This window comes from Paenarthrobacter sp. YJN-D (assembly GCF_015040335.1).
Classification (GTDB): domain Bacteria; phylum Actinomycetota; class Actinomycetes; order Actinomycetales; family Micrococcaceae; genus Arthrobacter; species Arthrobacter nicotinovorans.
This window is the reverse complement of record NZ_CP053549.1, coordinates 4,002,813-4,023,974: the sequence shown is the minus strand read 5'-3', so window position 1 is coordinate 4,023,974 and position 21,162 is coordinate 4,002,813. Positions and strand designations below refer to the sequence as shown.

19 protein-coding genes are annotated in these 21,162 nt (G+C 63.3%); 8 read left to right on the top strand and 11 right to left on the bottom strand.

What is annotated here, in order from left to right; translation table 11 throughout:
- Window position 1: 1 nt before the first annotated feature.
- Window positions 2–331: a PadR family transcriptional regulator gene (locus tag HMI60_RS18630; RefSeq protein ID WP_039243288.1), complete on the bottom strand. Its 330-nt coding sequence runs from the start codon at window positions 329–331 to the stop codon at window positions 2–4.
- Between the two features lie 138 nt (window positions 332–469).
- Between HMI60_RS18630 and HMI60_RS18625 the strand changes: the two genes are divergently transcribed.
- From HMI60_RS18625 to HMI60_RS18615, 3 genes are all read left to right on the top strand, one after another.
- Window positions 470–940, top strand: coding sequence for a GNAT family N-acetyltransferase (locus tag HMI60_RS18625; protein WP_193591223.1), 471 nt, complete (start codon window positions 470–472; stop codon window positions 938–940).
- A gap of 72 nt (window positions 941–1,012) precedes the next feature.
- A complete protein-coding gene (locus HMI60_RS18620; protein WP_018780180.1) occupies window positions 1,013–1,456 on the top strand; it encodes a MarR family winged helix-turn-helix transcriptional regulator in 444 nt (147 codons plus the stop codon).
- A 32-nt stretch (window positions 1,457–1,488) separates the two neighbouring features.
- A complete protein-coding gene (locus HMI60_RS18615) occupies window positions 1,489–2,727 on the top strand; it encodes an MFS transporter (protein WP_193590191.1) in 1,239 nt (412 codons plus the stop codon).
- Window positions 2,728–2,783: 56 nt separating this feature from the next.
- Here the strand turns inward: HMI60_RS18615 and HMI60_RS18610 are convergent, their stop codons facing one another.
- The 3 genes from HMI60_RS18610 to rraA all read right to left on the bottom strand — a co-directional run bounded on the left by HMI60_RS18610 (window position 2,784) and on the right by rraA (window position 6,848).
- Window positions 2,784–4,256, bottom strand: a complete 1,473-nt coding sequence (locus HMI60_RS18610; protein WP_018780178.1) for a sugar porter family MFS transporter — start codon at window positions 4,254–4,256, stop codon at window positions 2,784–2,786.
- A gap of 334 nt (window positions 4,257–4,590) precedes the next feature.
- Window positions 4,591–6,243 carry an MDR family MFS transporter gene (locus HMI60_RS18605; RefSeq protein ID WP_193590190.1) on the bottom strand — a complete coding sequence of 551 codons (1,653 nt, stop codon included), beginning with the start codon at window positions 6,241–6,243 and terminating at the stop codon, window positions 4,591–4,593.
- A gap of 131 nt (window positions 6,244–6,374) precedes the next feature.
- On the bottom strand, window positions 6,375–6,848 hold the full coding sequence (gene rraA, locus HMI60_RS18600; protein WP_018780176.1) for a ribonuclease E activity regulator RraA: 474 nt from the start codon (window positions 6,846–6,848) through the stop codon (window positions 6,375–6,377).
- A 157-nt stretch (window positions 6,849–7,005) separates the two neighbouring features.
- On the opposite strand from rraA, the gene HMI60_RS18595 reads away from it, so the two are divergent.
- Complete coding sequence (locus tag HMI60_RS18595) at window positions 7,006–8,307, top strand: MFS transporter (protein WP_193590189.1); 1,302 nt, start codon at window positions 7,006–7,008, stop codon at window positions 8,305–8,307.
- Window positions 8,308–8,327: 20 nt separating this feature from the next.
- On the opposite strand, the gene HMI60_RS18590 is transcribed toward HMI60_RS18595, so the two are convergent.
- From HMI60_RS18590 to HMI60_RS18580, 3 genes are all read right to left on the bottom strand, one after another.
- The gene (locus HMI60_RS18590) at window positions 8,328–9,329 is read right to left on the bottom strand and encodes a VCBS repeat-containing protein (protein WP_227453594.1); all 1,002 of its coding nucleotides are present in this window, start codon (window positions 9,327–9,329) and stop codon (window positions 8,328–8,330) included.
- Window positions 9,330–9,482: 153 nt separating this feature from the next.
- A complete protein-coding gene (locus HMI60_RS18585; protein ID WP_193590187.1) occupies window positions 9,483–10,628 on the bottom strand; it encodes a VCBS repeat-containing protein in 1,146 nt (381 codons plus the stop codon).
- 48 nt (window positions 10,629–10,676) lie between these two features.
- On the bottom strand, window positions 10,677–11,804 hold the full coding sequence (locus HMI60_RS18580) for a VCBS repeat-containing protein (RefSeq protein WP_227453593.1): 1,128 nt from the start codon (window positions 11,802–11,804) through the stop codon (window positions 10,677–10,679).
- 200 nt (window positions 11,805–12,004) lie between these two features.
- On the opposite strand from HMI60_RS18580, the gene HMI60_RS18575 reads away from it, so the two are divergent.
- The 3 genes from HMI60_RS18575 to HMI60_RS18565 all read left to right on the top strand — a co-directional run bounded on the left by HMI60_RS18575 (window position 12,005) and on the right by HMI60_RS18565 (window position 14,731).
- Window positions 12,005–12,613 carry a TetR/AcrR family transcriptional regulator gene (locus HMI60_RS18575; protein ID WP_018780171.1) on the top strand — a complete coding sequence of 203 codons (609 nt, stop codon included), beginning with the start codon at window positions 12,005–12,007 and terminating at the stop codon, window positions 12,611–12,613.
- A 320-nt stretch (window positions 12,614–12,933) separates the two neighbouring features.
- The gene (locus HMI60_RS18570) at window positions 12,934–14,124 is read left to right on the top strand and encodes an NADP-dependent malic enzyme (RefSeq protein WP_018780170.1); all 1,191 of its coding nucleotides are present in this window, start codon (window positions 12,934–12,936) and stop codon (window positions 14,122–14,124) included.
- A 103-nt stretch (window positions 14,125–14,227) separates the two neighbouring features.
- Window positions 14,228–14,731, top strand: a complete 504-nt coding sequence (locus tag HMI60_RS18565; protein ID WP_018780169.1) for a DUF456 domain-containing protein — start codon at window positions 14,228–14,230, stop codon at window positions 14,729–14,731.
- Window positions 14,732–14,777: 46 nt separating this feature from the next.
- Here the strand turns inward: HMI60_RS18565 and HMI60_RS18560 are convergent, their stop codons facing one another.
- The 3 genes from HMI60_RS18560 to HMI60_RS18550 all read right to left on the bottom strand — a co-directional run bounded on the left by HMI60_RS18560 (window position 14,778) and on the right by HMI60_RS18550 (window position 18,595).
- The gene (locus tag HMI60_RS18560; protein ID WP_209783738.1) at window positions 14,778–15,875 is read right to left on the bottom strand and encodes an IS30 family transposase; all 1,098 of its coding nucleotides are present in this window, start codon (window positions 15,873–15,875) and stop codon (window positions 14,778–14,780) included.
- A 222-nt stretch (window positions 15,876–16,097) separates the two neighbouring features.
- Complete coding sequence (locus tag HMI60_RS18555) at window positions 16,098–17,069, bottom strand: polysaccharide deacetylase (protein WP_018780326.1); 972 nt, start codon at window positions 17,067–17,069, stop codon at window positions 16,098–16,100.
- Window positions 17,066–18,595, bottom strand: coding sequence for a cytosine permease (locus tag HMI60_RS18550; protein WP_018780325.1), 1,530 nt, complete (start codon window positions 18,593–18,595; stop codon window positions 17,066–17,068). The genes HMI60_RS18555 and HMI60_RS18550 overlap by 4 nt, the downstream gene beginning before the upstream one ends.
- 108 nt (window positions 18,596–18,703) lie before the next feature.
- On the opposite strand from HMI60_RS18550, the gene HMI60_RS18545 reads away from it, so the two are divergent.
- A complete protein-coding gene (locus tag HMI60_RS18545) occupies window positions 18,704–20,170 on the top strand; it encodes a PucR family transcriptional regulator (protein ID WP_110506184.1) in 1,467 nt (488 codons plus the stop codon).
- A gap of 93 nt (window positions 20,171–20,263) precedes the next feature.
- Here HMI60_RS18545 and purU read toward each other — a convergent pair whose 3' ends face one another.
- Window positions 20,264–21,160, bottom strand: coding sequence for a formyltetrahydrofolate deformylase (gene purU, locus HMI60_RS18540; RefSeq protein ID WP_026267513.1), 897 nt, complete (start codon window positions 21,158–21,160; stop codon window positions 20,264–20,266).
- Window positions 21,161–21,162: the final 2 nt, after the last annotated feature.

The following is a 21,162-nucleotide window of genomic DNA, read 5'->3' as shown; positions in this document are numbered from 1 at the left end:
GTTATTTTCCTTCCTTGCGGAGCTGTTCAAGCCGTTCGGACAAGAAGCTCCAGGTGTTCCAGAATTCGTTCAGTTCTTTTTCGCCCTGGGGGTTGAGCGTGTACACCTTGCGGGGTGGCCCCTTTTCGGACGGCCGCTTCTCGACGTCCACCAGCCCCTTTTGTTCGATCCTGACCAGCAGCGCGTAAACGGTGCCCTCAGCGATCTCGGTGAAGCCCTGCTCCCGGAGCAGCGTGGTGATTTCATACCCGTACGCTGCCTTTCCGGTCAGGAGGGCCAAGACGATGCCCTCCAATGTGCCTTTGAGCATCTCTGTCATTTGCTTGCCCATCGGACACCTCCCTCGCTACTCAGTATTACTAGCTACCACTACATAGTAGAACTAGGTACCGGTACTTAGCAACACTAGGTTCCGAGAAACTGGCATGCTGGGGTCGTGACTACGGAACCTGCCGCCGCGCCCGCTTTGATGACCGCCGCCGTCGAGGGTGGAACGTTCTCCCTGCGGCGCGCCCGCAGGGGCGATCTGCCGCGGATTCTCGCACTGCTCGCCGACGACCAGCTGGGTGCCGTCCGCGAAAGTGTCGATGATCCGGCGCCGTACGAGCGGGCCTTTGACGCGATCGACGCCGACCCGGCCCACCTTTTGGTGGTGGGGGAACTCGATGGCGAAGTGGTGGCTACCTTCCAGGTCAGCTACGTTCCAGGCTTGTCCCGCAAGGGCTCCTGGCGCTCGCAGATCGAGGCCGTGCGCGTGTCCGGGGAGCTGCGTGGGCAGGGTGTCGGTGCGCTCATGATCCAGTGGGCCATCGACCAGGCCCGGGAGCGCGGCTGCTCGCTGGTCCAGCTCACGACGGACAAATCCCGGGTTGCGGCGCGCCGCTTCTACGAGCGGCTGGGGTTTGTTGCGAGCCATGAGGGCATGAAGCTCAAGCTCTAGGTGCAGCTGCCCTCCACGTGTGGGCGGCTGCACCTTGACTATTAGGGTCCCTAACTATTAGGCTACCTAAATATGAACGGTTCTCCTGATCCCCGCCTCACGGACCTCGCACAGGACTTTCGCGAAGCACTGCGCCTGGGCGTCTACATGTTCCGACGCCTGGACCCGGAGGGCGAGCTGACGGCTGCCCAGCTGAGCCTGCTCTCCATGATCTCCGACGGCGGCCTCCGCGTAGGTGACATCGCCAAGAACCTGGGGATCAAAGTCCCGAGCGCCACAGAGCAGATCATCAAGCTTGAGCGTGCCGGCTTGGTCACCCGTCGACCCGACCCCGACGATTCCCGCGCCGTCCAGGTGGCCATCACCGACGCCGGGACTGCCGCCGTCGAATCGGCCAACCAGCGGCGGAATGCCATGGTGGCCGAACTGCTGCAGGGCCTCAGCGCACAGGAAATCGAGCAGCTGGCCGCGGCACTTCCCGTCATCAGCAAAATCAACAGCTCATTCCAGAACTAACACGAATTAACGCACCGACAAGGAGCAATTGAATGTCACGCCAGTTGGCTGACGCTTCAGCAAGCGCCGAAACAACCATCGAAACCACCCTCGAAGCGGAGAAAGCTTCCCTGCTCAAACAGCCGAAAGCGGTGTGGGCCACGGCCCTCGCGGCTGTTTTCGCCTTCATGGGCATCGGGCTCGTGGACCCCATCCTCCCTGCGATCGCCAAGAACCTGCAGGCCTCCACCAGTGAAGTGTCATTGCTGTTCACCAGCTACTTCCTGGTGACTGCGGTGGCGATGTTGATCAGTGGTTTCGTGTCGTCCCGGATCGGCGGCAAGAAGACGCTTCTCATCGGCCTGGCGATCATCGTGGTGTTTGCGTCGTTGTCCGGCCTGTCCGGCAGTGTTGAGCAGCTGGTTGGCTTCCGCGCGGGGTGGGGACTCGGCAACGCACTGTTTGTCGCAACTGCCCTGGCCGTGATCGTCGGTGTGGCCAGCGGTGGTACCGGCACAGCGATCATCCTGTACGAGGCCGCCCTGGGCCTGGGCATCTCGCTCGGCCCGCTGCTCGGTGCCCTGCTTGGCGGATGGCAGTGGCGCGCCCCGTTCTTCGGCACGGCGGTCCTGATGGCCGCAGCATTCATCGCACTGTTGGCATTGCTCCCCAAGACACCTGCCCCGGCGAAGAAGTCCCGCCTCCGGGACCCGCTCCTCGCACTTGGCCACAAGGGCCTCCGCGCCACCGCAGCCAGCGCGCTGTTCTACAACTACGGCTTCTTCACCATCCTCGCCTTCACTCCCTTCATCCTGGGAATGGATGCCTACGGCATCGGGGGAGTGTTCTTCGGTTGGGGCGTTGCCGTAGCCGTGTTCTCGGTATTCGTGGCTCCCGTCCTGCAAAAGCGCTTCGGTGCCGTCAAGGTCCTGACCGGAACGCTGGCTGTCCTGATGCTCGACCTCGTCGGGCTGGGACTGGCTGCCGGGCACTCGGTGACTGCCGTCGTCGTGCTTGTCATCGTGGCCGGTGCCCTGCTGGGCATCAACAACACGGTCTACACGGAACTGGCCATGGGCGTCTCCGATTCGCCGCGTCCCGTCGCGTCGGCGGGCTACAACTTTGTCCGCTGGATGGGCGGCGCGCTGGCTCCCTTTGCCGCCGCGCAGCTCGGCGAGCACTTCGGGCCGCAGGTGCCGTTCTTCGCTGGCGCAGTTGCCATGGTGATTGCCATTCTGATCGCGTTCAGCGGCCGCAGCTTCCTGTCGTCCCACGAACCGCACCTGGTGTAACAAGCCACCAAGCAAAAGAAGCCCGGCGGATATGATCCGCCGGGCTTCTTCGTCTGCTATTTGCCTTCGTCCGAGGTGACCGGAAGCGGCGCTACCGGCGCCCCCTTCGGGACGAACAGGGTTTCCGCCTGTTCCAAGGACATGCCATTGGTCTCGGGCACCTTGAACATCACAAAGAAGAACGACGCCGCGGCGAACGCTGCGTACATGGCGTACGTCAGGGGCAGCGAACCTGCCGCCATGATGGGGAAGCTGAGCGTGATGGCAAAGTTGGCGATCCATTGCGCGGCGGCTGCCAGGCCCAAAGCGCGTGCGCGGATCCGGGAGGGGAAGATCTCGCCCAACAGCACCCACACGAGCGGTCCCCACGAGGCGCCGAAGCTGATGACGAAGATGTTCGCCGCTACCAGGGCGATGGGTCCCCAAGCACCCGGAAGGGTGATCTCGGAGCCAGTGCCGACCGCGGAGGAGAAGGCCAGCGCCATGACCCCCAGCGATACTGCCATGCCGATGGAGCCGGTCAGCAGGATGGGCCGGCGGCCAATCCGGTCCACCAGTGCGATGGCCACGAGCGTCACCAGGATGTTGGTGATGGAGGTGGCCACGGAAATGGTCAGGGAGTCCTTTTCCTGGAATCCAACGGCCTTCCACAGAGTGGTGGAGTAATAGAAGATCACGTTGATGCCGACGAACTGCTGCAGCACGGACAGGATGATGCCGATCCACACCACGGGCAGCAGGCCGAAGCGGTTGCCGCGCAGAGAGCCCTTCTTGGTGGAGAGCTTTTCCTGCTGGATGGATTCGCGGATCTCGCGGATGTGCCGGTCGATGTCGTCGCCCGGAATGAGCTTGTTGAAGATGGTGCGGGCCTGGTCTTCCTTGCCGTTGAGTACCAGGAAGTGCGGCGACTCGGGCAGGCGGAAGGCGATCCAGCCGTAGATGGCGGCAGGCACGGCGCAGGCGATGAACATCCAGCGCCAGGCTTCGATCCCGAACCACAGCGTTCCGTCCGCGCCGCCGGCAGAGTTGGCCAGGACCGCGTCGGAGAGCAGCGCCGCAAAGATACCCGTGGTGATGGCCAGTTGCTGGAGCGAGGCCAAACGGCCGCGGACGTGCCGCGGGGAGATTTCCGAAATGTAGGCGGGGGCAATCACGGATGCGAGCCCGATGCCGAGGCCACCTACCAGCCGCCAGAAGATGAGGTCCCACACGCTGAAGGCGAGGCCGGTTCCGATGGCGCTGACCAGGAAGAGGAGTGCGCCGATCTTCATTGCGGGGATGCGGCCGTACCGGTCGGCAACTTTACCGGCCAGGTAGGCGCCCACGGCACAGCCGAGCAAGGCCACGGCGACAGCAAAGCCGGTGAGAGCCTCGCTCATGGCGAACTCGCCCGCCATGGCATCCACCGCACCGTTGACTACGGACGAATCAAAGCCGAACAGGAAGCCGCCAACTGCGCCGGCGACAGCCAGGCCGATCACCTTCCGGGAAACGTGGGGCGCGCCTGCTTCGGTGCTGGGACTGGACATGGGTCTCCCTTGGGAAAGATGTGTGGGAATGCGGTGCGTGACGTCGTCGGCTGTTCCGACGGGGACGCCGGTGCACTCGCGCTACACAGTGTGGCACGTCATATCCGCCAAGATCCAGTCACGTGATGGACGTGACATGCATTCACTTTCTTAACCCATTCAGCCCTGATCACGGGCTGTGTGTTCACTGGTAGTCCGTGAACGGTGCTCGTCCGGACCTCCAACCCGCTCCTTGAGTCCACAAATTGAACACAAAGCACGACGACGGCCCTTAGGGATGGTGCCATCCTCAAGGGCCGTCGTCGGACGGTATGCTGCTTGGTTTCGCGGGGAACTAGTGGGCCGGAACTGAATCCTTTGCGGCAGCCTTGGGATCCGTGAGCTTCTTGTTCGGCAGCGCGAAGCTGATCAGGAAAGCGATGATCATCAGGCCCGCAGCGGTCAACATGACCACGTCAATTGCCTGTGCAAAGCCCTCCGTGATCGGCCGGGTGAGCGTGCTGTTGGCCGAGTGCAACCAGCTGGTGTCGTTCAACGAATCGTTGTTGGCACCGTTCTTGAAGAAGTCGAACAGCTTGGCGTTCGCAGGATCCGAGGCCACGGCAGGGTCCCGCATGACAGCTTGGTAGTCGGGGCTGGATGCTGCTGTTTTCATGCCGTCTGCGATCTTGTCCGCGGCCGTGCTGAACAGCATGGAGATGAACACTGCCGTGCCGACGGCGCCGCCCATGGAACGGAAGAACGCGGCCGTGGAGGTGCCAACGCCCATGTCCTTGGGCGGGACGGATACCTGCATGGCAAGGGTCAGCGGTTGCATGCAGAAGCCGAGTCCGACGCCGAAGAACACTGCGATCAGTCCGGGAACCCACAAGCCGGTATCGACGCCCAGGACAAGCCCCATGACCGTTGCTGCGCCTGCAAGCACTGCCGTTCCCATGATCGGGAAGATCCGGTATACACCGGAGTTGGAGATGGTGCGGCCGGCGGAGATGGAGCCGAAGAGGATGCCCACGGTGAAGGTGATCATCATCAGGCCTGCCTCAGTGGGAGTAAGGCCCTTCACCAGCTGCAAATACATGGGCAGCATGGCGATGGCACCGAACATGCCGATACCGATGATGAAGTTCAACAGCGAGGACAAGCCGAACGTGGTGTTCTTGAAGAGACGCAACGGAATCAGCGCGTAGTCGCCGGCACGCTTCTCGGCGAGGAGGAACGCCACGATGCCGATGACGCCCAGTCCGTAGCAAAGCCATGATCCCGCAGAGGACCAGCCCCAGGTGCGGCCTTGCTCAGCTACCAGGAGCAGCGGAACAATCGCCAAGGTGATGGCGGCTGCGCCCCAGTAGTCGATCTTCTGCTTCACGTGCCTGACTGGCAGGTGCAGGTACATGAAGACCACCACCAGCGCGGCAAGGCCGATGGGGAGGTTGATGAAGAAGACCCAGCGCCAGCCGTCGAAGCCCAGGATGTTGGCTGAACCGGCAAAGGCACCGCCAATGACAGGGCCAAGGACAGACGAGACGCCGAAAACGGACATGAAGTAGCCCTGGTACTTGGCCCGGTCCTTCAGGGCAACGATGTCGCCGATGATGGTCAGGGCCAGCGCGAGGAGGCCGCCGGCGCCCAGGCCCTGGATGCCGCGGGCGATGGCAAGCTCCGTCATGGAGTGGACGGATCCTGCGTACAGGGAGCCGGCGAGGAAGATCAGGATGGCCGTGAGGTACAACGGGCGGCGGCCAAAGATGTCGCTGAGCTTGCCGTACAGCGGGGTGCTCACCGTGGAGGTGATGAGGTACGCCGTAGTGGCCCACGCCTGCAGGGACAAACCGTCGAGGTCGTTGGCGATGGTGTAGATGGACGTGGACACGATGGTCTGGTCCAGCGAGGACAGGAACATGCCGAGCATGAGTCCCACCATGACGGTGAGTGTCTGACGATGGGTCAGGACCTCACCAGCAGCCCGAACGGGCGTGGAATTGGACATATCTTCTCCAGAGATGGCAGAAAAGTGGGATTAAGCAGGATAGTTGCTTTCAGTAACTATCCTAACGCCCCGATCATTCCCAGCGGGAGAATATTTCTTGGCCGACCCTCTTCAAGTCTCCTCCGCTCACCTCAGCGTTCCAGGAGGATTCCGTCCGGATCGCTGAAGATCATCACCCCGGGACGGATGCGGACATCGTCGATCACGAGTTCCACATCGACCTCGCCGGCCCCCGTCTTGGCACTCTTCCGGGGGTTGCTTCCGAGGGCTTTGACGCCCAGGGAGAGCCGGGCGATGGCCTCACGGTCGCGAATGGCTCCGTAGATGATCACTCCGGCCCAGCCGTTTTCCACGGCGCTTTCAGCGATCATGTCGCCCATGAGGGCAGTCCGCAATGAACCTCGGCCATCGACGACCAGGACTGCTCCGTCGCCGGGCGTGGCCAGGACTGATTTCACCAGCGCGTTGTCCTCATGGCACCGGATAGTACGGACGGGGCCGCTGAAATGCGTGTGGCGTCCAAGGTTCTGGAACTGGACAGCAAGGGACTCGAGTTCCTCACCGCGTTCGTCATAGAGATCTGCCGTATTTACATGCTGGCTCATGGTGCTTCTCCTCCGTGGGTTTGAGGCCACACTAACGCGCCACACGGGCTGCTTGGGTGCGTATTTCGGGCTATGTGAATAAACGACGCGACGGCGGTTCAGCGTCCCTCCGCCACGCTAGGCTGAATTCACACATTCAAACGAGGGGGAACCTGCCATGAGCTTGTCCGACCTTCCGGGGCCGGTACCGGATCCCGCTGTCGTCCGTGGCGGCACCACGGCGCTGGCTGACCCGGTTAAACCAGTCCGCCCTGTTTGGGTCACCGGCGTGGTACTGGTCAACCTGGGCATCAACGCAGCGTTCTTCGGTCCCCTTCAGGTTCTCCTGGGCCAGCAGGCTGCCCACTTTGACGAGGGCCAGAAGGAGGCCATCCTGGCCTTGGTCACCGGCTGCGGTGCTGCAGTTTCCATGGTGGCGAATCCCCTGTTCGGCGCCTTCAGCGACCGGACCACATCCAGGTTTGGGCGGCGGGTTCCCTGGGTTCTGATGGGAGCAATCCTCGGTGCCGTTGCCCTTGTTGCCCTGGCGGGCGCGCCCAACGTAGCCGTGATGACTTTGCTGTGGTGCCTGGTGCAGGCGGGAGCCAACGCTATGTATTCGGCCATTACCGCCGCCGTCCCGGACAGGGTTCCCGTGCCGCAGCGCGGAACTGTTGGCGGCTTGGCCGCCATGGGCCAGACGGTAGGTATCCTCGTGGGCGCCGTGATCGCCGCCGTCGTCGCCGGAGACTTCGCCGCAGGTTACTGGGTGTGCGCCGCAGCGCTGCTGGCCGGCGTCGTGCTTTATCTCTTCAAGAGTGATGACCAGCCCCTTCCGCCCCAGGAGCGGCCGCCGTTCAGCCTGTGGCCGTTCCTCAAGGGTTTCTGGGTTTCGCCGAAACGTTACCCCGACTTTGCGTGGGCCTGGCTCACCCGGCTGCTGGTCAGCACGGGCAACCACATGATCACCCTGTATTTGCTTTTCTTCCTCAGCGACATTGTCCGTCTCAAGGAAACGCAAGGGATCGAGCCCGAGTTCGGCGTGCTGGTCCTGACAGGGCTGTACGCCGTCATGGTCATCATCACCAGTGTCCTGGGTGGACGCCTAAGTGATCGGATGGGAAAGCGGAAGCCCTTGGTCATAGCGTCGTCGGTCATCATTGCCGCGGCGTCGTTGATTCTTGCCTTCGCTCCGACGTGGATCGGCGGACTTGCCGGCGCGGCCGTGCTCGGAATCGGCTTTGGGGCCTACCTTGCGGTGGACTTCGCGCTGATCACCCAGGTCCTGCCCACGGCTCTGGATCGCGGGCGGGACCTGGGTGTCATCAACATCGCGAATTCGTTGCCGCAGGTGATCGCACCAGCGATCGCCTTCGTATTTGTTCAATACTGGGGCGGCTACGTCTCGCTGTACGTAGCCGCCGCAGTCATCGGGCTCTTGGGTGCCGTGTTCGTGGTGAAGATCAAGAGCGTGGCGTAGCCCAGGAAGTCGAACAGCTCCTAGAAGACGTAGTTCATGACGTTCCAGCCGCTGCCGACTACTGGTTGGCCTTTCCACTTGAAACCGTAGATGCCCCAGCTGCTGAAGCCGGAAGGATCAGCGAGGTACATCGTCAGCTGACCATTGGGGCTGATGCCGTAAACATCGTTGTAGCCATCGCCGTTGAAGTCACCGGCAATCCCGAAACGAGTGAGCGCCTCCCAGCCCCTGCCAATGGTGCCGTCATAGGCGGCGGGGCTTCCGTAATCATAGAAGAAACCGTTGCGCGTGGAAGAGCGTGCCTGCAGGTCGCCCCACCAGGTGCGGCTAAGGACCACTGCCTCGGGTGTGCCGTAGAAATGCCCCGCGCCGGCAGCATCAAGTCCCTGCCAGCCTGTAGTGACTTTGCTTGGTGCTAGCCAGCCGCCGCGACCGTTTCCCGGGTAGAGGGATACGTTGCCTGCTGCGTCCTGGGCAAGGATGTCATTGGTGCCATCGCCGTTGAAATCGCCGGGTGCGATGAGGTTGACGAAACCCTGCCAGCCCTGACCGATCTGGAAGGCCTGCTTCCAGGCTCCGGCACCATTGCCTTGGTAGAGGAAGAGCCGTCCGTAGCCGTCGCGGCCCATGACGTCCACAGTTCCGTCGCCGTCGAAGTCACCCGGTGACACGAGCAGGTTGTAGATGTGCCAGCCATTGCCGATGACACGCGGAGCCTGCCAATTGCCTCGGCCGTCGGTGGGGTAGAGCAGGAGCCGGCCAGCGGCGTCGCGGGTGAACAGATCGAAGGTGCCGTCGCCGTCGAAGCCCTTGGAGCGGGGTGCCGCTTCGATCGGCATGGCATCCGCCGTTTCGAGGCCGGAGGTTGTTTGAATGGCGGCGGTTTCGGAGGTCGCTGTTGCTGCGGATGCAGGCAGCGCCGAGGCAAGCAGCCCAGCGGCAACCAGTGGAACAGTGAGAAGCGTGAGCAGTCGTCGAGGACTGCGGCGCGCAGGCGCGCGCAGGGCAGGTTTGAAGCCCAAGGATTCCCCCAAGAAAATAAGGCGGCACGGAGACGGCCGAAAGAGATCAATTGGGATGACACTACCGCCTGCAGCGGCGCCGGGATAGAGGGCCCCGTTTATGACGAAGGCCCCGTCCGGATATCTCCGAACGGGGCCCTCAACGAAGTGAAACTAGAACAGGTCGGTGAACCCGCCCCAACCCCAGCCGACCACAGCGCTTCCGGTCCATCCCGCGGCGCCGTTGCCGTAGTAGGCACGCAATTGACCGGAACTGTCGACGGCGAAGACGTCCAGCTTTCCGTCGGCGTTGATATCGCCTGCGCTTCCGATCTTGCTCATGCCGCCCCAACCCCAGCCGACCACTGCCGTGCCGCTCCAGCCACCCGCGCCGTTCCCGCTGTAGAGCCTGAGGTTCCCGGCGGAGTCGCGGCCCAGGACGTCCACGTTGGTGTCGCCGTCGAAGTCGCCAGGAGTGATGAGTGCATCCAACGCGTTCCAACCCTGGCCGATTACGGTTCGTGGCAGCCAGCCGCCGTGTCCGTCGCCGGGGTAGAGGTAGAGGACGCCGTTGGCATCGCGGGCCATGATGTCGTTGTTGCCATCGCTGTTGAAATCGCCTGGAGCTACGAGGGAGGTGAAGATATTCCACCCCGTCCCTACTTTGCGGGGACCGTTCCAGCCGCCTGAACCATTGCCGCTGTAGAGGTAGAGGCCACCTGACGAGTCCCGGCCCAGGACGTCGTTGTTGCCATCGCCATCGAAGTCACCCGGAGACAACACGGTGGGGAAGATGTTCCATCCCATGCCTACGGTTCGTGCGGGTTCCCAGGTGTTGTTGGTCCGCGGGTACATGAGAAGGGCGCCGTCGGAGCGTCGGGCGAGCAGCTCGAAGGCACCGCGGCTGGTGAAGCCGTTGGGTCGGTTGGAGGCCGAGATCGGTGCGGTCTCCTCGCTCGCTACTTCCATGTCCTCGCACGGGTAGGCGGCCACGAGGTGCGCGGCGATGGTTTTACCGCGGTCCTCTTCGCCCAGTACGTAGTTGGGCCAGGTGGGATGGTCCGTGGCGACCTCGCCGTCCCTGGTCCAGTAGATCCGGGTGTCGGGGCCGGCTCCGGCACCGCACCCCTTGTAGGCGGAGGGATCCCATGTGACGGTGAGCGTGGAACCGACATAGGGCGCACCGGTGATGACCGGCGGTTCGGGATCCATGGTGGCCATGGCGGGCGCGGGCCCCACAACCATGGCCGCGACGATCGCAGCCACTGTTGCGGCAACCGCTCGACGCACGCCAGACCCCAGGCGTGATGGAGCGTACATTGTGTCCTCCCCAGACTTTATGAAGTTAATGGTACAGCGTCCGGGTTTTTAGAAGATTGCTGTGAACCATCCAAAGCCTGCACCCACGGCCTCGGAGCCCTTCCAGCCCGCACGACCGTCGCTGTAGTACGTCAGCAGGCGGCCCTGCTGATCCACGCCGTAGACGTCGGGGAACCCGTCGCCGTTGAAGTCGCCGGCAGCGCCGACGTACTTGAGTGCGTTCCAGCCAACGCCGATCATCCATGAGCGCGACCATCCGCCTGCGCCATTGCCCGTGTAGACGAACAGGTATCCGTTGCCGTCGCGCGCCAGCAGATCCACATTGCCGTCGCCGTTGAAGTCTCCCGGCGTCACCAAAGCGTTCATCACGTTCCAGCCGGTCCCGACGGCGGTGCGCGGCAGCCAGCCTCCCGCGCCATTGCCGGGGTACAGATAGAGGGCGCCGCCAGGCTCCCTGGCAAGGACGTCGTTGTTGCCGTCACCGTTGAAATCGCCCGGGCCGATGATGGAGTCGAAAATGTTCCAGCCGTTGCCGATGGCACGTGCCGGTTTCCAGCCGCCGGCCCCGTCACCGCTGAAGAGGTAGAGGCCGCCCACGGAATCACGGACGATCATGTCGCTCTTGCCGTCGCCGTCGAAGTCCCCTGGGGAGAAAGCCAGGTTGAAGATGTTGAAGCCGTAGCCCACGGTCCGCGCAGCATCCCACCCTGCGCCGTTGCGGCCATACAGGAGCAGCGATCCGTCAGAGGCCCTGGCAAGCAGCTCGAAGCTCCTGCCGGTGAACCCTGCCGCACGGTTCACGGCGCCGACAGGCCTGGTCTCGGCGCTGTGCAGGGATTCTCCACCGCAAGCGGTCTTGCTGGCAGTAACGTGCACGGCCATCCTGGAGCCGGTGTCGTCCGCCTCCAGGTTGTAGCTCGACGTCGTCTCCCCGGCCACCAGGAATCCGTCCCGGGTCCAGTAGATCGAGTAGTCGGGGCCTTTGCCGCCACCGCAGCCGTAGAAGGTGTAGGGGCCGATATCTGCGGTCAGCTGTTTGCCCACGAAGGCTTGACCGTTGAGCAGGGGATCGGGTCCGTTGCTGGGCGCTGCCGACGCCGATAGGGAACCAAATGCCATGGCCGCCACTGTGGCGGCCAGCAGCGCCGCTGCCATCCGGCGTCGTATTGTCCCCATGCGTTTCCTCCTGCGGGTTTCAAGTCTGCATGAAAGTGTATGCGGGCGGCCCGCTATTTCCGGGAGCGGCGGCCGCCGGGACTCCGGGGGACTCTCAGGGAATGGTCAAGAAGCTCCCGTATCATTGATGCGATCGGCCAGCCGGTGGTCTTCGCGCCGGCCGGCCGCCTCCTTGTCAGCCTGCCAAGAGATCGCCGGAAATGCCCGTAACCAACTCACTGGAACCGTACTCCCTTGACCTGACCACGGGGCTTCCCCGTATGGCTGCCGCGCCCACCACCCCGCGGCAGCAGTTGCGCTATGCCCGCATCCTGAAAACGGCCGCAGGGTTCGCCCAGCGTCAGTTCGATACCTTGAGCCTCTCCGACGTTGCTGCCCGCGCCGATGTCCCGCTTGGAACCCTTTACCGCTACTTCCCCTCCACCTCCCACCTCATGCTCGCCGTCTATAGGCAGCAGCTCAGGGAGCTAATGGAGGGCGTCCACCAGCGCGGCGCCAAGGGTCACGCACTCGCGGGTTTGATGATGGAAATCTTCCATCTCCGGGTGATGCAACCTGGTGTGGAGCACTGCCTGATCCGCCCGGCGGGCAAGGATGACGACACTGCGCAGTTGTTGCGGGAGATCGATGCCCTCTCGGAAGAGGTGGTGGGTTCGCTCAGCAAGGATGCGGGCAAGGACACTGTGAAGGCCAGGATTCTCCTGCACCTGGTCAGCGGCCTGGTCCAGGCCGTACGTTGCCGGAGGTTGTCCCTGTTTGAGGCGGAGAAGGACCTTAAGCGCGCCTGCTCACTCATGACCGGCGAATAGCCACGGCCGAAAAGGTCAAGCAAAGTCGGCGGACGAATGACAACAGCCTCCGGTGGTCTAGACCGGGTGGCGGTCAGAATGCGCTTTTTTGTATGTAGTGGGTCACATTTTGGCGAGGTTGAACGTTTTACTCTCGAATCGTCTCTCTTGGTATTGAATCTTGTACCCTCAACGCTTCCCTAGGCTGGAACTACCGAAGCGGCTAGCAGCCCCCTATCTGCAGAAGCAACGCCGGACCAGCCACCCTTGGTCCGCCACAGCAGTTCTGTTCCTGCCCGAATCATGCCGTGGGTCCACGGCTAGCCTGAGGAGACAAAGACGTGTCCATCGAGACAATTGCAACTGACAACGACGCCCTGGTACTGACCGAAGAAGAGATCTTCGCAGCCCACGAAGGCGGCAAGCTGACGATTTCCAGCACCGTTCCGCTGAACAACAAGCGTGACCTCTCCATCGCTTACACCCCCGGCGTGGCCCAGGTGAGCCGCGCAATCCACGAGGACCCCAAGCTTGCCCGCACCCACACCTGGGCCGAGCGCCTGGTTGTCGTGGTCAGCGACGGCACCGCAGTGCTGGGCCTTGGCAACATCGGCCCCAGCGCCTCCCTGCCGGTGATGGAGGGCAAGTCCGCCCTCTTCAAGTCCTTCGGCGACCTCGACTCCATCCCTTTGGTACTCAACACCACCAATGTGGACGAAATCATTGAGACCTTGGTCCGTCTCCGCCCCAGCTTCGGCGCCGTGAACCTCGAGGACATTTCCGCTCCGCGCTGCTTCGAACTCGAAGAGCGACTCATCGAAGCCCTCGACTGCCCCGTCATGCACGATGACCAGCACGGCACCGCCGTCGTGGTCCTCGCAGCCCTGACCAACGCAGCCAAGGTGACCCAGCGCGAACTCAAGGGCCTGAAGGTTGTTGTCTCCGGTGCAGGTGCCGCAGGCATCGCCATCGCCGAGATCCTCCTTGCTGTCGGCATCGAGGACGTGATCCTGCTCGACTCCAAGGGTGTAGTCAACGCCGACCGTGCCGACCTCGTGGCCGATCCCGCCAGCGTCAAGGCCCGCATGGCCCGGCGCACCAACCCCCGCGGTATCAGCGGCGGTCCCGGCGAGGGACTGACGGGCGCCGATGTGTTCGTGGGCGTTTCCTCCTCCAAGCTGGACGAAGAGCACCTGAAGCTGATGAACGACCAGTCGATCGTCTTCGCCCTGTCTAACCCGGATCCGGAAGTCCTGCCCGAGGTTGCCCGGAAGTACGCGGCCGTTGTTGCCACGGGCCGCAGCGACTTCCCGAACCAGATCAACAACGTCCTGGCCTTCCCCGGCATTTTCCGCGGCGCACTTGATGCCAAGGCCCGCCGGATCACCCCCGCCATGAAGATCGCCGCTGCGAACGCCATCGCTGAGCTGGCAGCCGAGGACCTCTCCGCGGATTACATCGTGCCGAGCCCGCTGGACGCACGCGTTGCACCCGCGGTCACCGCGGCAGTTGCCGCAGCCGTCACCGAATAGCGGCTACTGCGCAAGACCGACGACGGCGACGCCTCCCGCGCCAGGGAGCGTCGCCGTCGTTGTCGTTAAAGGCGCATGGATCAGCGGCCCATAGACTTGGGCCATGAACGCCGAACTCATCGTGACCATCCTGTGCGGCCTGGCCATTGCAGTCGGCGTGGCCGGCACCATCATCCCTGTTCTGCCCGGCAGCATCCTTATCGGCGCGAGCCTGCTGGCGTGGGCCATCTGGGGTGGTGCGGGTCCGGTTGGCTGGGTGATTTTCGCCGTCGGGATGGTCTTTGTGGTTGCCGGGATGGCAGCCAGTGCCGTGCTCACGGGGCGCAAACTGAAACAACACGGCATTCCGAGCAGGTCGGTACTGATCGGGGTTGTCCTGGGTGTCGTGGGCATGTTCGTCATTCCCGTGGTGGGGCTCTTTGTGGGCTTCGCCGTAGGCCTTCTCCTCAGCGAGGTCCAGAGGACCCGCAACTTTCAGGCCGCTGTTCGCTCCAGCGGGGCGGCGCTCAAAGCAACGGGGATCGGCATCCTGGTGGAATTCGGCCTCGCCTGTGCAGCCGCGAGCACGTGGATCATCGGAGTGTGGATCAACGCCGTCAACGGTTAAAACCCCCGCCGAGTTGGCATTAGGTGACAGTTCCAAGCTGGCGGTTTCAGCTTGCTAGTGCAACACCATCGATTAGTTTGGTCAGTCTTTCAGTTGGGGTGTCCCATTGGAGTGTTTGACGCGGTCGGATGTTGAGCAGGTGCTGGGTGTGGGCGAGTTCTTCGTCGCTGACCTGGTTGAAGTTCGTGCCTTTGGGGTGGATATCGCGGACCAGTCCGTTGGTGTTCTCGTTCGTGCCGCGTTGCCAGGGTGAGTGCGGGTCACAGAAGAACAGCTGGCAGCCGGTCGCTACTGTGAACTTGGCGTGTTGAGCCATTTCCGTGCCTTGGTCCCAGGTGATCGTTTTAAGGATCGCCTGGGGCAGGGTGTGGATCATTTTCTGCATGACCTCGATGACCGTCGCGCTGTCCCTGGCTCCCGGCAGCCGGCCCAGCAAAGTGAACCGTGAGGAGCGCTCGACCAAGGTGACGATCCCGGAGTTACCGGGACCCACGACCAAATCACCTTCCCAATGGCCGGGCACGGCCCGGTCCTGGACTTCGGCGGGCCGGTCGCTCAGCCGGGCCCCTTCAAGCCAGGGCCTTACGTTCCTGGCAGGCAGCTTTGATTGGGGCTTACGACCGGTCCGGCCCGAACGTAGGGCCTTCTCCACGGCAAGTTCATGCCGCAAGGCACCCCGGCCCTGCACGTAAAGGGCTTGGTAAATTGACTCGTGGGACACGTGCATCTCCGGCTGCTCGGGGAACGTCTTCTTCAGGTCCGCAGCGCTCTGTTGAGGTGAGAAACGCTGGTTCAAGCGTGCCACGACCTCCTTCCACACCGCCGTTCCCGCAGAGAGCTTCACGGGCCGGTTCCGTCTACGGCGGACCAGTGCCCGGTGTTGGGCAACCCCGGCGTCGTAATAGCGCCGGGCCCAATGCTCGATACTGTGTCGGCGGATCTCCCGGGACACCGTTGATGGATGCACGCCCAACTCCTTGGCGATCTGTCGCATGGAACGCGGCTCCGGCAAGCCCAGACAGGCCTTGATATAAGCCCGGTCCTCCAAAGTCAGCCGCCGGTACCTTCGCTCCTTATCCCGCGAAAGCACCTCCGAAGCCATCGGAAGACGCACGCCACCACCAGGGCCGGAGATAAGTTCCATGCCCGCTAGTTTCGCCCAATGCGACACCGCTTGCCGGGACACCCCAGCCGCGGCAGCACTTCGTCCCGTGTCCTCACCCGCCAGCAAGTGCTCATACGCACACGCACGAACCGACCACGGCAACTTCTTGACCATGACACCCCTCCAACTACAGGGGTGTTGCACTAGCCACCTGAAGACGCCGCTTCAACATCGTCATCTTTTGCCAACTCGGCGATGTTTTTAGCGGAGGGCGGGCGCTCCGGTGGGCGCTCCGGTGGGCACCTTGATTTCCGCCGGACGGAACGTTGCTCCCGCGCCCGGGAACAGTGGGATATCGATCCGGGCGTGCGAGTGGACTTCCCGGATTGTGTCCTTGGTGTGCCGGGCAATCTCGGCCAAGGTGGTGACCCACATGCCGTCCAGGCCCTTGACCCGTTCGATCAGCCGTTCCAAGGCCACGGCGCGGGATGGCCGGCCGGAGATGAACGGGTGATTGGTGAGGACGAAGCAGCTGCCCTGGGAGTGGTGAGCCTCGGCCTCCAAGGTCCACATCTCAAGTGCCTTGGCCGGGCTCTCAATGACGCCACTGCCTGTGACTCCAGGGTAGAAACCGTATTGCTCCCAGTCGTCCAGTGCCCAATCCACGGGGATTTCCACGATGTCCCGCGGGTCGTCCTCGGCGACGGCCATCCGGTAGGGGGCGTCGCCGTCGAGCAGGCTTGAATCGTAGAGGAAGCCACGGTCCGCGAGCAGGGCCGGTGATTGCCAGTTCAACTCCCACCAAGGTGCCCGGTAGCCCACCGGACGGATGCCGGCCACGTTGGCGAGTGCCTCGAGGCCGCGATCCAGGTAGCTGGCTTCGGTGGCGGCATCAATGCCCTGCATTGGTTCGTGCAGATAGCCGTGATGGGCGATTTCGTGCCCGGCATCAGCGATCCTGCGCACCACGTCAGGGTAGCTCTCTGCCGTGAACCCCGGGATGAAGAACGTACCTTGGATGTCCTGTCGATCCAGGATCTGCAGCAATCGGGGAACAGCTATCTTTGGCCCATAAGACTGGTGGCTCATGAGGGACATGCGCCGCGTGCTGGAGGGGTCATGGGCGATGGTGCAGGACTCGGCATCGACGTCGAAGGTGAAGGACGCCGCGGCCTGGAAGCCCTCGGGCCACATGATCGGGTGGAGCGCATCAGCGAAGGCGGGCTGGTTCATGCTGTGGTCCTTTCGGGAACTGAAGGTGCGGCTGGCTGTGTCACTGATACGTGGTTCGAGTCCGCGAGGAGGTACTTTTTGTGTGCGCGGGGGCCCAGGATCGCGTAGGCAGCGGCGCTGGTGAGCCCGCCGGCCAGCCACGAAAGGTCCCAACCGCCCAAGGCGACGGCGATGGGGCCCTGCATGGCGGGAACCAGGCCGTACATGAACAGCCACGTGGAGAAGATGCCCACCAGGAGGGATACGATTCCGGCCCAGTTGATGACGGGAAGCCGGTGGGTGCCGACGCCGTCGAAGAGCCGATCCACCTTCGCCGGCCAGCGCTTCTCAAGCCAGAAGTAGTGCACCAGCATGACTCCGCCCCAAGCGGCAACCCAGGCGACCAGGCCGATCAGCCAGGCGTCGAGCACTGCTGCGAAGTCCTCCTGGAAGATGAAGAACACGACGGCGATGAGCGAGAAGACGCCCACGAACAAGTTCAGCTTGCGGCGGCTGATGTTGATGTCCAAGGCCTGGGTGGCAACGGAGAAGGTGTAGATGTTCAGGATGTTGGTAGCGATGGGGCCGTGCAGCACCATGAGCAGTACGGGGAGGGCAAGGACTCCGAAGTTTTGGACAATCAGCTTGCCGGGATCGATCTCGCCGCTGTTGGTGGCCAAGCTTGCGCCGAGGATGCCCAGCCAGACGACGGGGATGAACTGGCCGAGGACCGAGGCCAGGTAGAGCTTGCGCTTGGGAACCGAGGTGCTGACGAAGCGGGAGTAGTCGGCGGCGTAGGTGAACCAGGTGATGCCCCAGCCGATACCGATGGCGGTCATGACTGCGCTCATGGCGGCGATCCGCTCTGAGCCTTCGAGGATGTTGCCGGCCGGTCCTGCGTAGCCCCAGTCGATCTTCATGCCGAACCAGGCCACGGCGGACATCACGGCCAGGATGATGATGGTGGGCGGAACCGTCCACTTCTCAAAGGCCGCGATGGCTTTGTAGCCGAACCAGGCGATGGCGACCTGCGCGGCCATGATGGCCGTGGCGACGCCGATCTTCCAAGCGTAGTTCTGTGCGTTGGGATCCACCCAGCCGAGGGTTCCGAAGAGCGCCATGACCAGGTCCAGGATGATCCAGGTGTTGACGGCGCACCACCCGATGACCAGAAGTGCCTGGATCGCTGCCGGCAGGTAGTTGCCACGGCGGCCAAAAGCCGCCCGGGCCAGAACCATTCCTGTGGCGCCGGTCTTTTGTCCAAGGAGGACGAAGCATCCGAATAAGAGCATGCCGATCAGGTTTCCCAGGACCAGGACTATCACGGTGTCTGCGAAGCCGAGGCCCAGATGGATGCCCAGTGCACCCAGCACCCAGTTGATAGGGGCAAGGTTGGCGCCGGCCCAGATCCAGAACTGTCCGGAAACCTTGCGGGTGCGGTCTGATTCGGGGATGGGTTGGAGCCAGGCTTCGCTGTCATGGGCCGGCGCCGTTGCTGGCCCAGACTGCGCTGAAGGTGAAGGCGAAGGGGAGAGGTTGTCTTGCATAGGGAGAGCCTCCGTGTGTGAAAGGGACCCTTTCAGCGTATGTGCGCCATATCACAGCAACAAGATACGATGTGTCTAAACAAATCACCCCAAACCGTACGGAGTGTCATGCCGATTCTGCTGGGCGCGGCTCTGGAGTACCAAAGCCTCAGATCTGCCGAACCGAAGCTGCTCAATGACGTGCCGGAGGCGCTGTCCCGGCCTGTCCGATGGGTGCACTCCAGCGAGGTCCTGGACATCGCTCCGCTCCTCAGCGGCGGCGAACTGCTCCTCAGTGGTGGGCAGGCGCTCGCCGGCGTGACGGCAGAACGGCAGGCTGACTATGTCCGCGACCTCGCGGCCCGGGGAGTCGCTGCACTGGCCCTCGAGACGGGTCCGGCCCTGCCCGAAGTGCCTGCGGCCATGTTGGAGGTCGCCGAGGCTGCCGGATTGCCAGTCATCGAGCTCCGTCAGGTAGTCCCGTTCGTCGGCGTGATGCAGGAAATCAATTCGCTGCTGGTGAGTGAATCCGTAGAGCACCTCCAGCGCGGTGACCAGGCAAGCCATGCCATGGCCGCCGAACTTGCCCACGGCGGCGGACTCGATCAACTCCTCGCTGTGTTGGCCGAAAGGACAGGCGCCAGCGCCAGGCTGGTCTCGCCGTCGGGCCTCACGCTCGGGGCGGCCGGCGGCACCTTTTCGTCCGACGACGACGGCAGCGTCACCGTGGTGGACGTGCCGGTGCGGGGCGTCCTTGCCGCTCGGCTCGAGGTGAAAATGCCCGACGGCGGCGATGCCGGCCTCGCGCGCGTGGCCGGCGAACGGTCCGTGGACATCCTTGGCCTGGCGCTGCTGCAGCGCATGCCTCCGGGATTGAAGGAACTGGCAGGCATCGAGCTCATGCGGGCCATCAATTCCGGAAGCCAGGAGTGGCAGCTGCAACAGCTTGGACCGGCGTCAGGCTTCCCCGTGGATGGTGCAGTGGCCGCCGTCGTGATTCGATCCACCAGCGCGGGACATCTGCGTCCGGCCGTTGACGCGCTGCTCCGCGGCTGCGTCCCGCACAGTGCGAGCTACGCCAATAACGCGGAGCTGATCGCGCTCGCCTCCCTGGGCGGGAGTGCCACCCGGCAGGTGTTGCTGGAAGCGCTGCGGGCACTCGACGTGCCATCAGGGTCCGTGGTGGCTGTGGGCCCGACGGGCAGGGGTATTTCCGAAGCGCCGTGGTCATTGGCTGAAGCACGGAGAGCCTTCGACCTCGATACGACTGGACGCGGAGTGGTGGATGCAGACACCCTCGCCGTTGAACTCCTGGCTGGCGAATCCCTGGACCCGGCCACCCGCGAGGGGTTTGTGCAGCGGCAGTTGGGTGCCGTCGTCGAGCATGACCGCCTGAAGAAGTCCGAACTGATGCGGACCTTGGCTGTCTGGTTGGATACGGGCTGCAACACGGCCCAGGCCGCCCGGGAATTGCACCTGGAGCGGCAGTCCTTGCACCACCGTCTTCAGCGGATCTTTGAGCTGTGCGGAGGAGATCCCCGGGGATCGGGGCGGCTTGCAGCGTTGCATTTGGCTACCCGGTTGGAGCGGCTGTAGCTCCTTAAACACCAATTCGCGGGTCCACTGACCACTTCGCCGTTGCGGAACGGCGAACGTGCAGCGGACCCGCGATCTCGGCGCAACAAGGCCCTACTTCAACACAATCGTCCTGTTCCCATTCAGGATGATCCGCCCCTCGCAGTGCCAACGAACGGCGTTGCTGAGGGCCTTGCATTCGGTGTCCCGACCGGCGGCTACGAGATCGTCCGGCCCGAACGTGTGGTCCACCTCCACTACCTGCTGGGCGATGATGGGTCCTTCATCCAGCTCGCCGTTCACGTAATGGGCGGTGGCGCCAACGGTTTTCACGCCCCGCGCGTATGCCTGGTGGTAGGGCTTGGCGCCCTTGAAGCTCGGCAGGAACGAGTGGTGGATGTTGATCGCCCGGCCGTCGAGCTTCCGGGCGAGGTCGTCGCTGAGGACCTGCATGTAGCGGGCCAGCACAATGAGTTCCACGTCGAGTTCGTCGATGATTTCCAGCAGGCGCCCCTCGGCGGCGGGCTTGGTGGCGGCCGTGACCGGAACGTGGAAGAACGGGATTCCGTGCCACTCGGCCAGACCCTGGTGGTCGGTGTGGTTTGAAACAACGCCTACCACGTCGATGGGCAGCTCACCGATCCGCGCCCTGAACAGGAGGTCGTTCAGGCAGTGCCCGAATTTGGAGACCATGATCAAAACCCGGCGCTTGGAACCCTGGCGCTCAAGCTGCCAGTTCATGGAGTATTTTTCTCCCACCGGGCAGAAAGCGGTACGCAGGGTGTCCAGCGTGGACTCGTCTCCGGAGGATGCGAAGTGCACCCGCATGAAGAAGTGGCCCTCGGCGCGATCACCGAACTGCTTGTTGTCGATGATGTCGCAGCCATTTTCCAGCAGGAAGCTTGATACCGCGTGGACGATCCCGGGTCCTTCGGGGCAGTCCAAGGTGAGGACGTGTTCAACGGTGGTCTCGGAAGAAACAGCGGCGGTTTCGGTTTGGATGGCAGTCATGG

What these genes read in the sequence shown, in the direction of transcription:
- HMI60_RS18630 (WP_039243288.1), bottom strand. Translation starts at nt 331, where the DNA reads ATGGGCAAGCAAATGACAGAGATGCTCAAAGGCACATTGGAGGGCATC.
- HMI60_RS18625 (WP_193591223.1), top strand. Translation starts at nt 470, where the DNA reads ATGACCGCCGCCGTCGAGGGTGGAACGTTCTCCCTGCGGCGCGCCCGC.
- HMI60_RS18620 (WP_018780180.1), top strand. Translation starts at nt 1,013, where the DNA reads ATGAACGGTTCTCCTGATCCCCGCCTCACGGACCTCGCACAGGACTTT.
- HMI60_RS18615 (WP_193590191.1), top strand. Translation starts at nt 1,489, where the DNA reads ATGTCACGCCAGTTGGCTGACGCTTCAGCAAGCGCCGAAACAACCATC.
- HMI60_RS18610 (WP_018780178.1), bottom strand. Translation starts at nt 4,256, where the DNA reads ATGTCCAGTCCCAGCACCGAAGCAGGCGCGCCCCACGTTTCCCGGAAG.
- HMI60_RS18605 (WP_193590190.1), bottom strand. Translation starts at nt 6,243, where the DNA reads ATGTCCAATTCCACGCCCGTTCGGGCTGCTGGTGAGGTCCTGACCCAT.
- rraA (WP_018780176.1), bottom strand. Translation starts at nt 6,848, where the DNA reads ATGAGCCAGCATGTAAATACGGCAGATCTCTATGACGAACGCGGTGAG.
- HMI60_RS18595 (WP_193590189.1), top strand. Translation starts at nt 7,006, where the DNA reads ATGAGCTTGTCCGACCTTCCGGGGCCGGTACCGGATCCCGCTGTCGTC.
- HMI60_RS18585 (WP_193590187.1), bottom strand. Translation starts at nt 10,628, where the DNA reads ATGTACGCTCCATCACGCCTGGGGTCTGGCGTGCGTCGAGCGGTTGCC.
- HMI60_RS18580 (WP_227453593.1), bottom strand. Translation starts at nt 11,804, where the DNA reads ATGGGGACAATACGACGCCGGATGGCAGCGGCGCTGCTGGCCGCCACA.
- HMI60_RS18575 (WP_018780171.1), top strand. Translation starts at nt 12,005, where the DNA reads ATGCCCGTAACCAACTCACTGGAACCGTACTCCCTTGACCTGACCACG.
- HMI60_RS18565 (WP_018780169.1), top strand. Translation starts at nt 14,228, where the DNA reads ATGAACGCCGAACTCATCGTGACCATCCTGTGCGGCCTGGCCATTGCA.
- HMI60_RS18560 (WP_209783738.1), bottom strand. Translation starts at nt 15,875, where the DNA reads ATGGAACTTATCTCCGGCCCTGGTGGTGGCGTGCGTCTTCCGATGGCT.
- HMI60_RS18555 (WP_018780326.1), bottom strand. Translation starts at nt 17,069, where the DNA reads ATGAACCAGCCCGCCTTCGCTGATGCGCTCCACCCGATCATGTGGCCC.
- HMI60_RS18550 (WP_018780325.1), bottom strand. Translation starts at nt 18,595, where the DNA reads ATGCAAGACAACCTCTCCCCTTCGCCTTCACCTTCAGCGCAGTCTGGG.
- HMI60_RS18545 (WP_110506184.1), top strand. Translation starts at nt 18,704, where the DNA reads ATGCCGATTCTGCTGGGCGCGGCTCTGGAGTACCAAAGCCTCAGATCT.
- purU (WP_026267513.1), bottom strand. Translation starts at nt 21,160, where the DNA reads ATGACTGCCATCCAAACCGAAACCGCCGCTGTTTCTTCCGAGACCACC.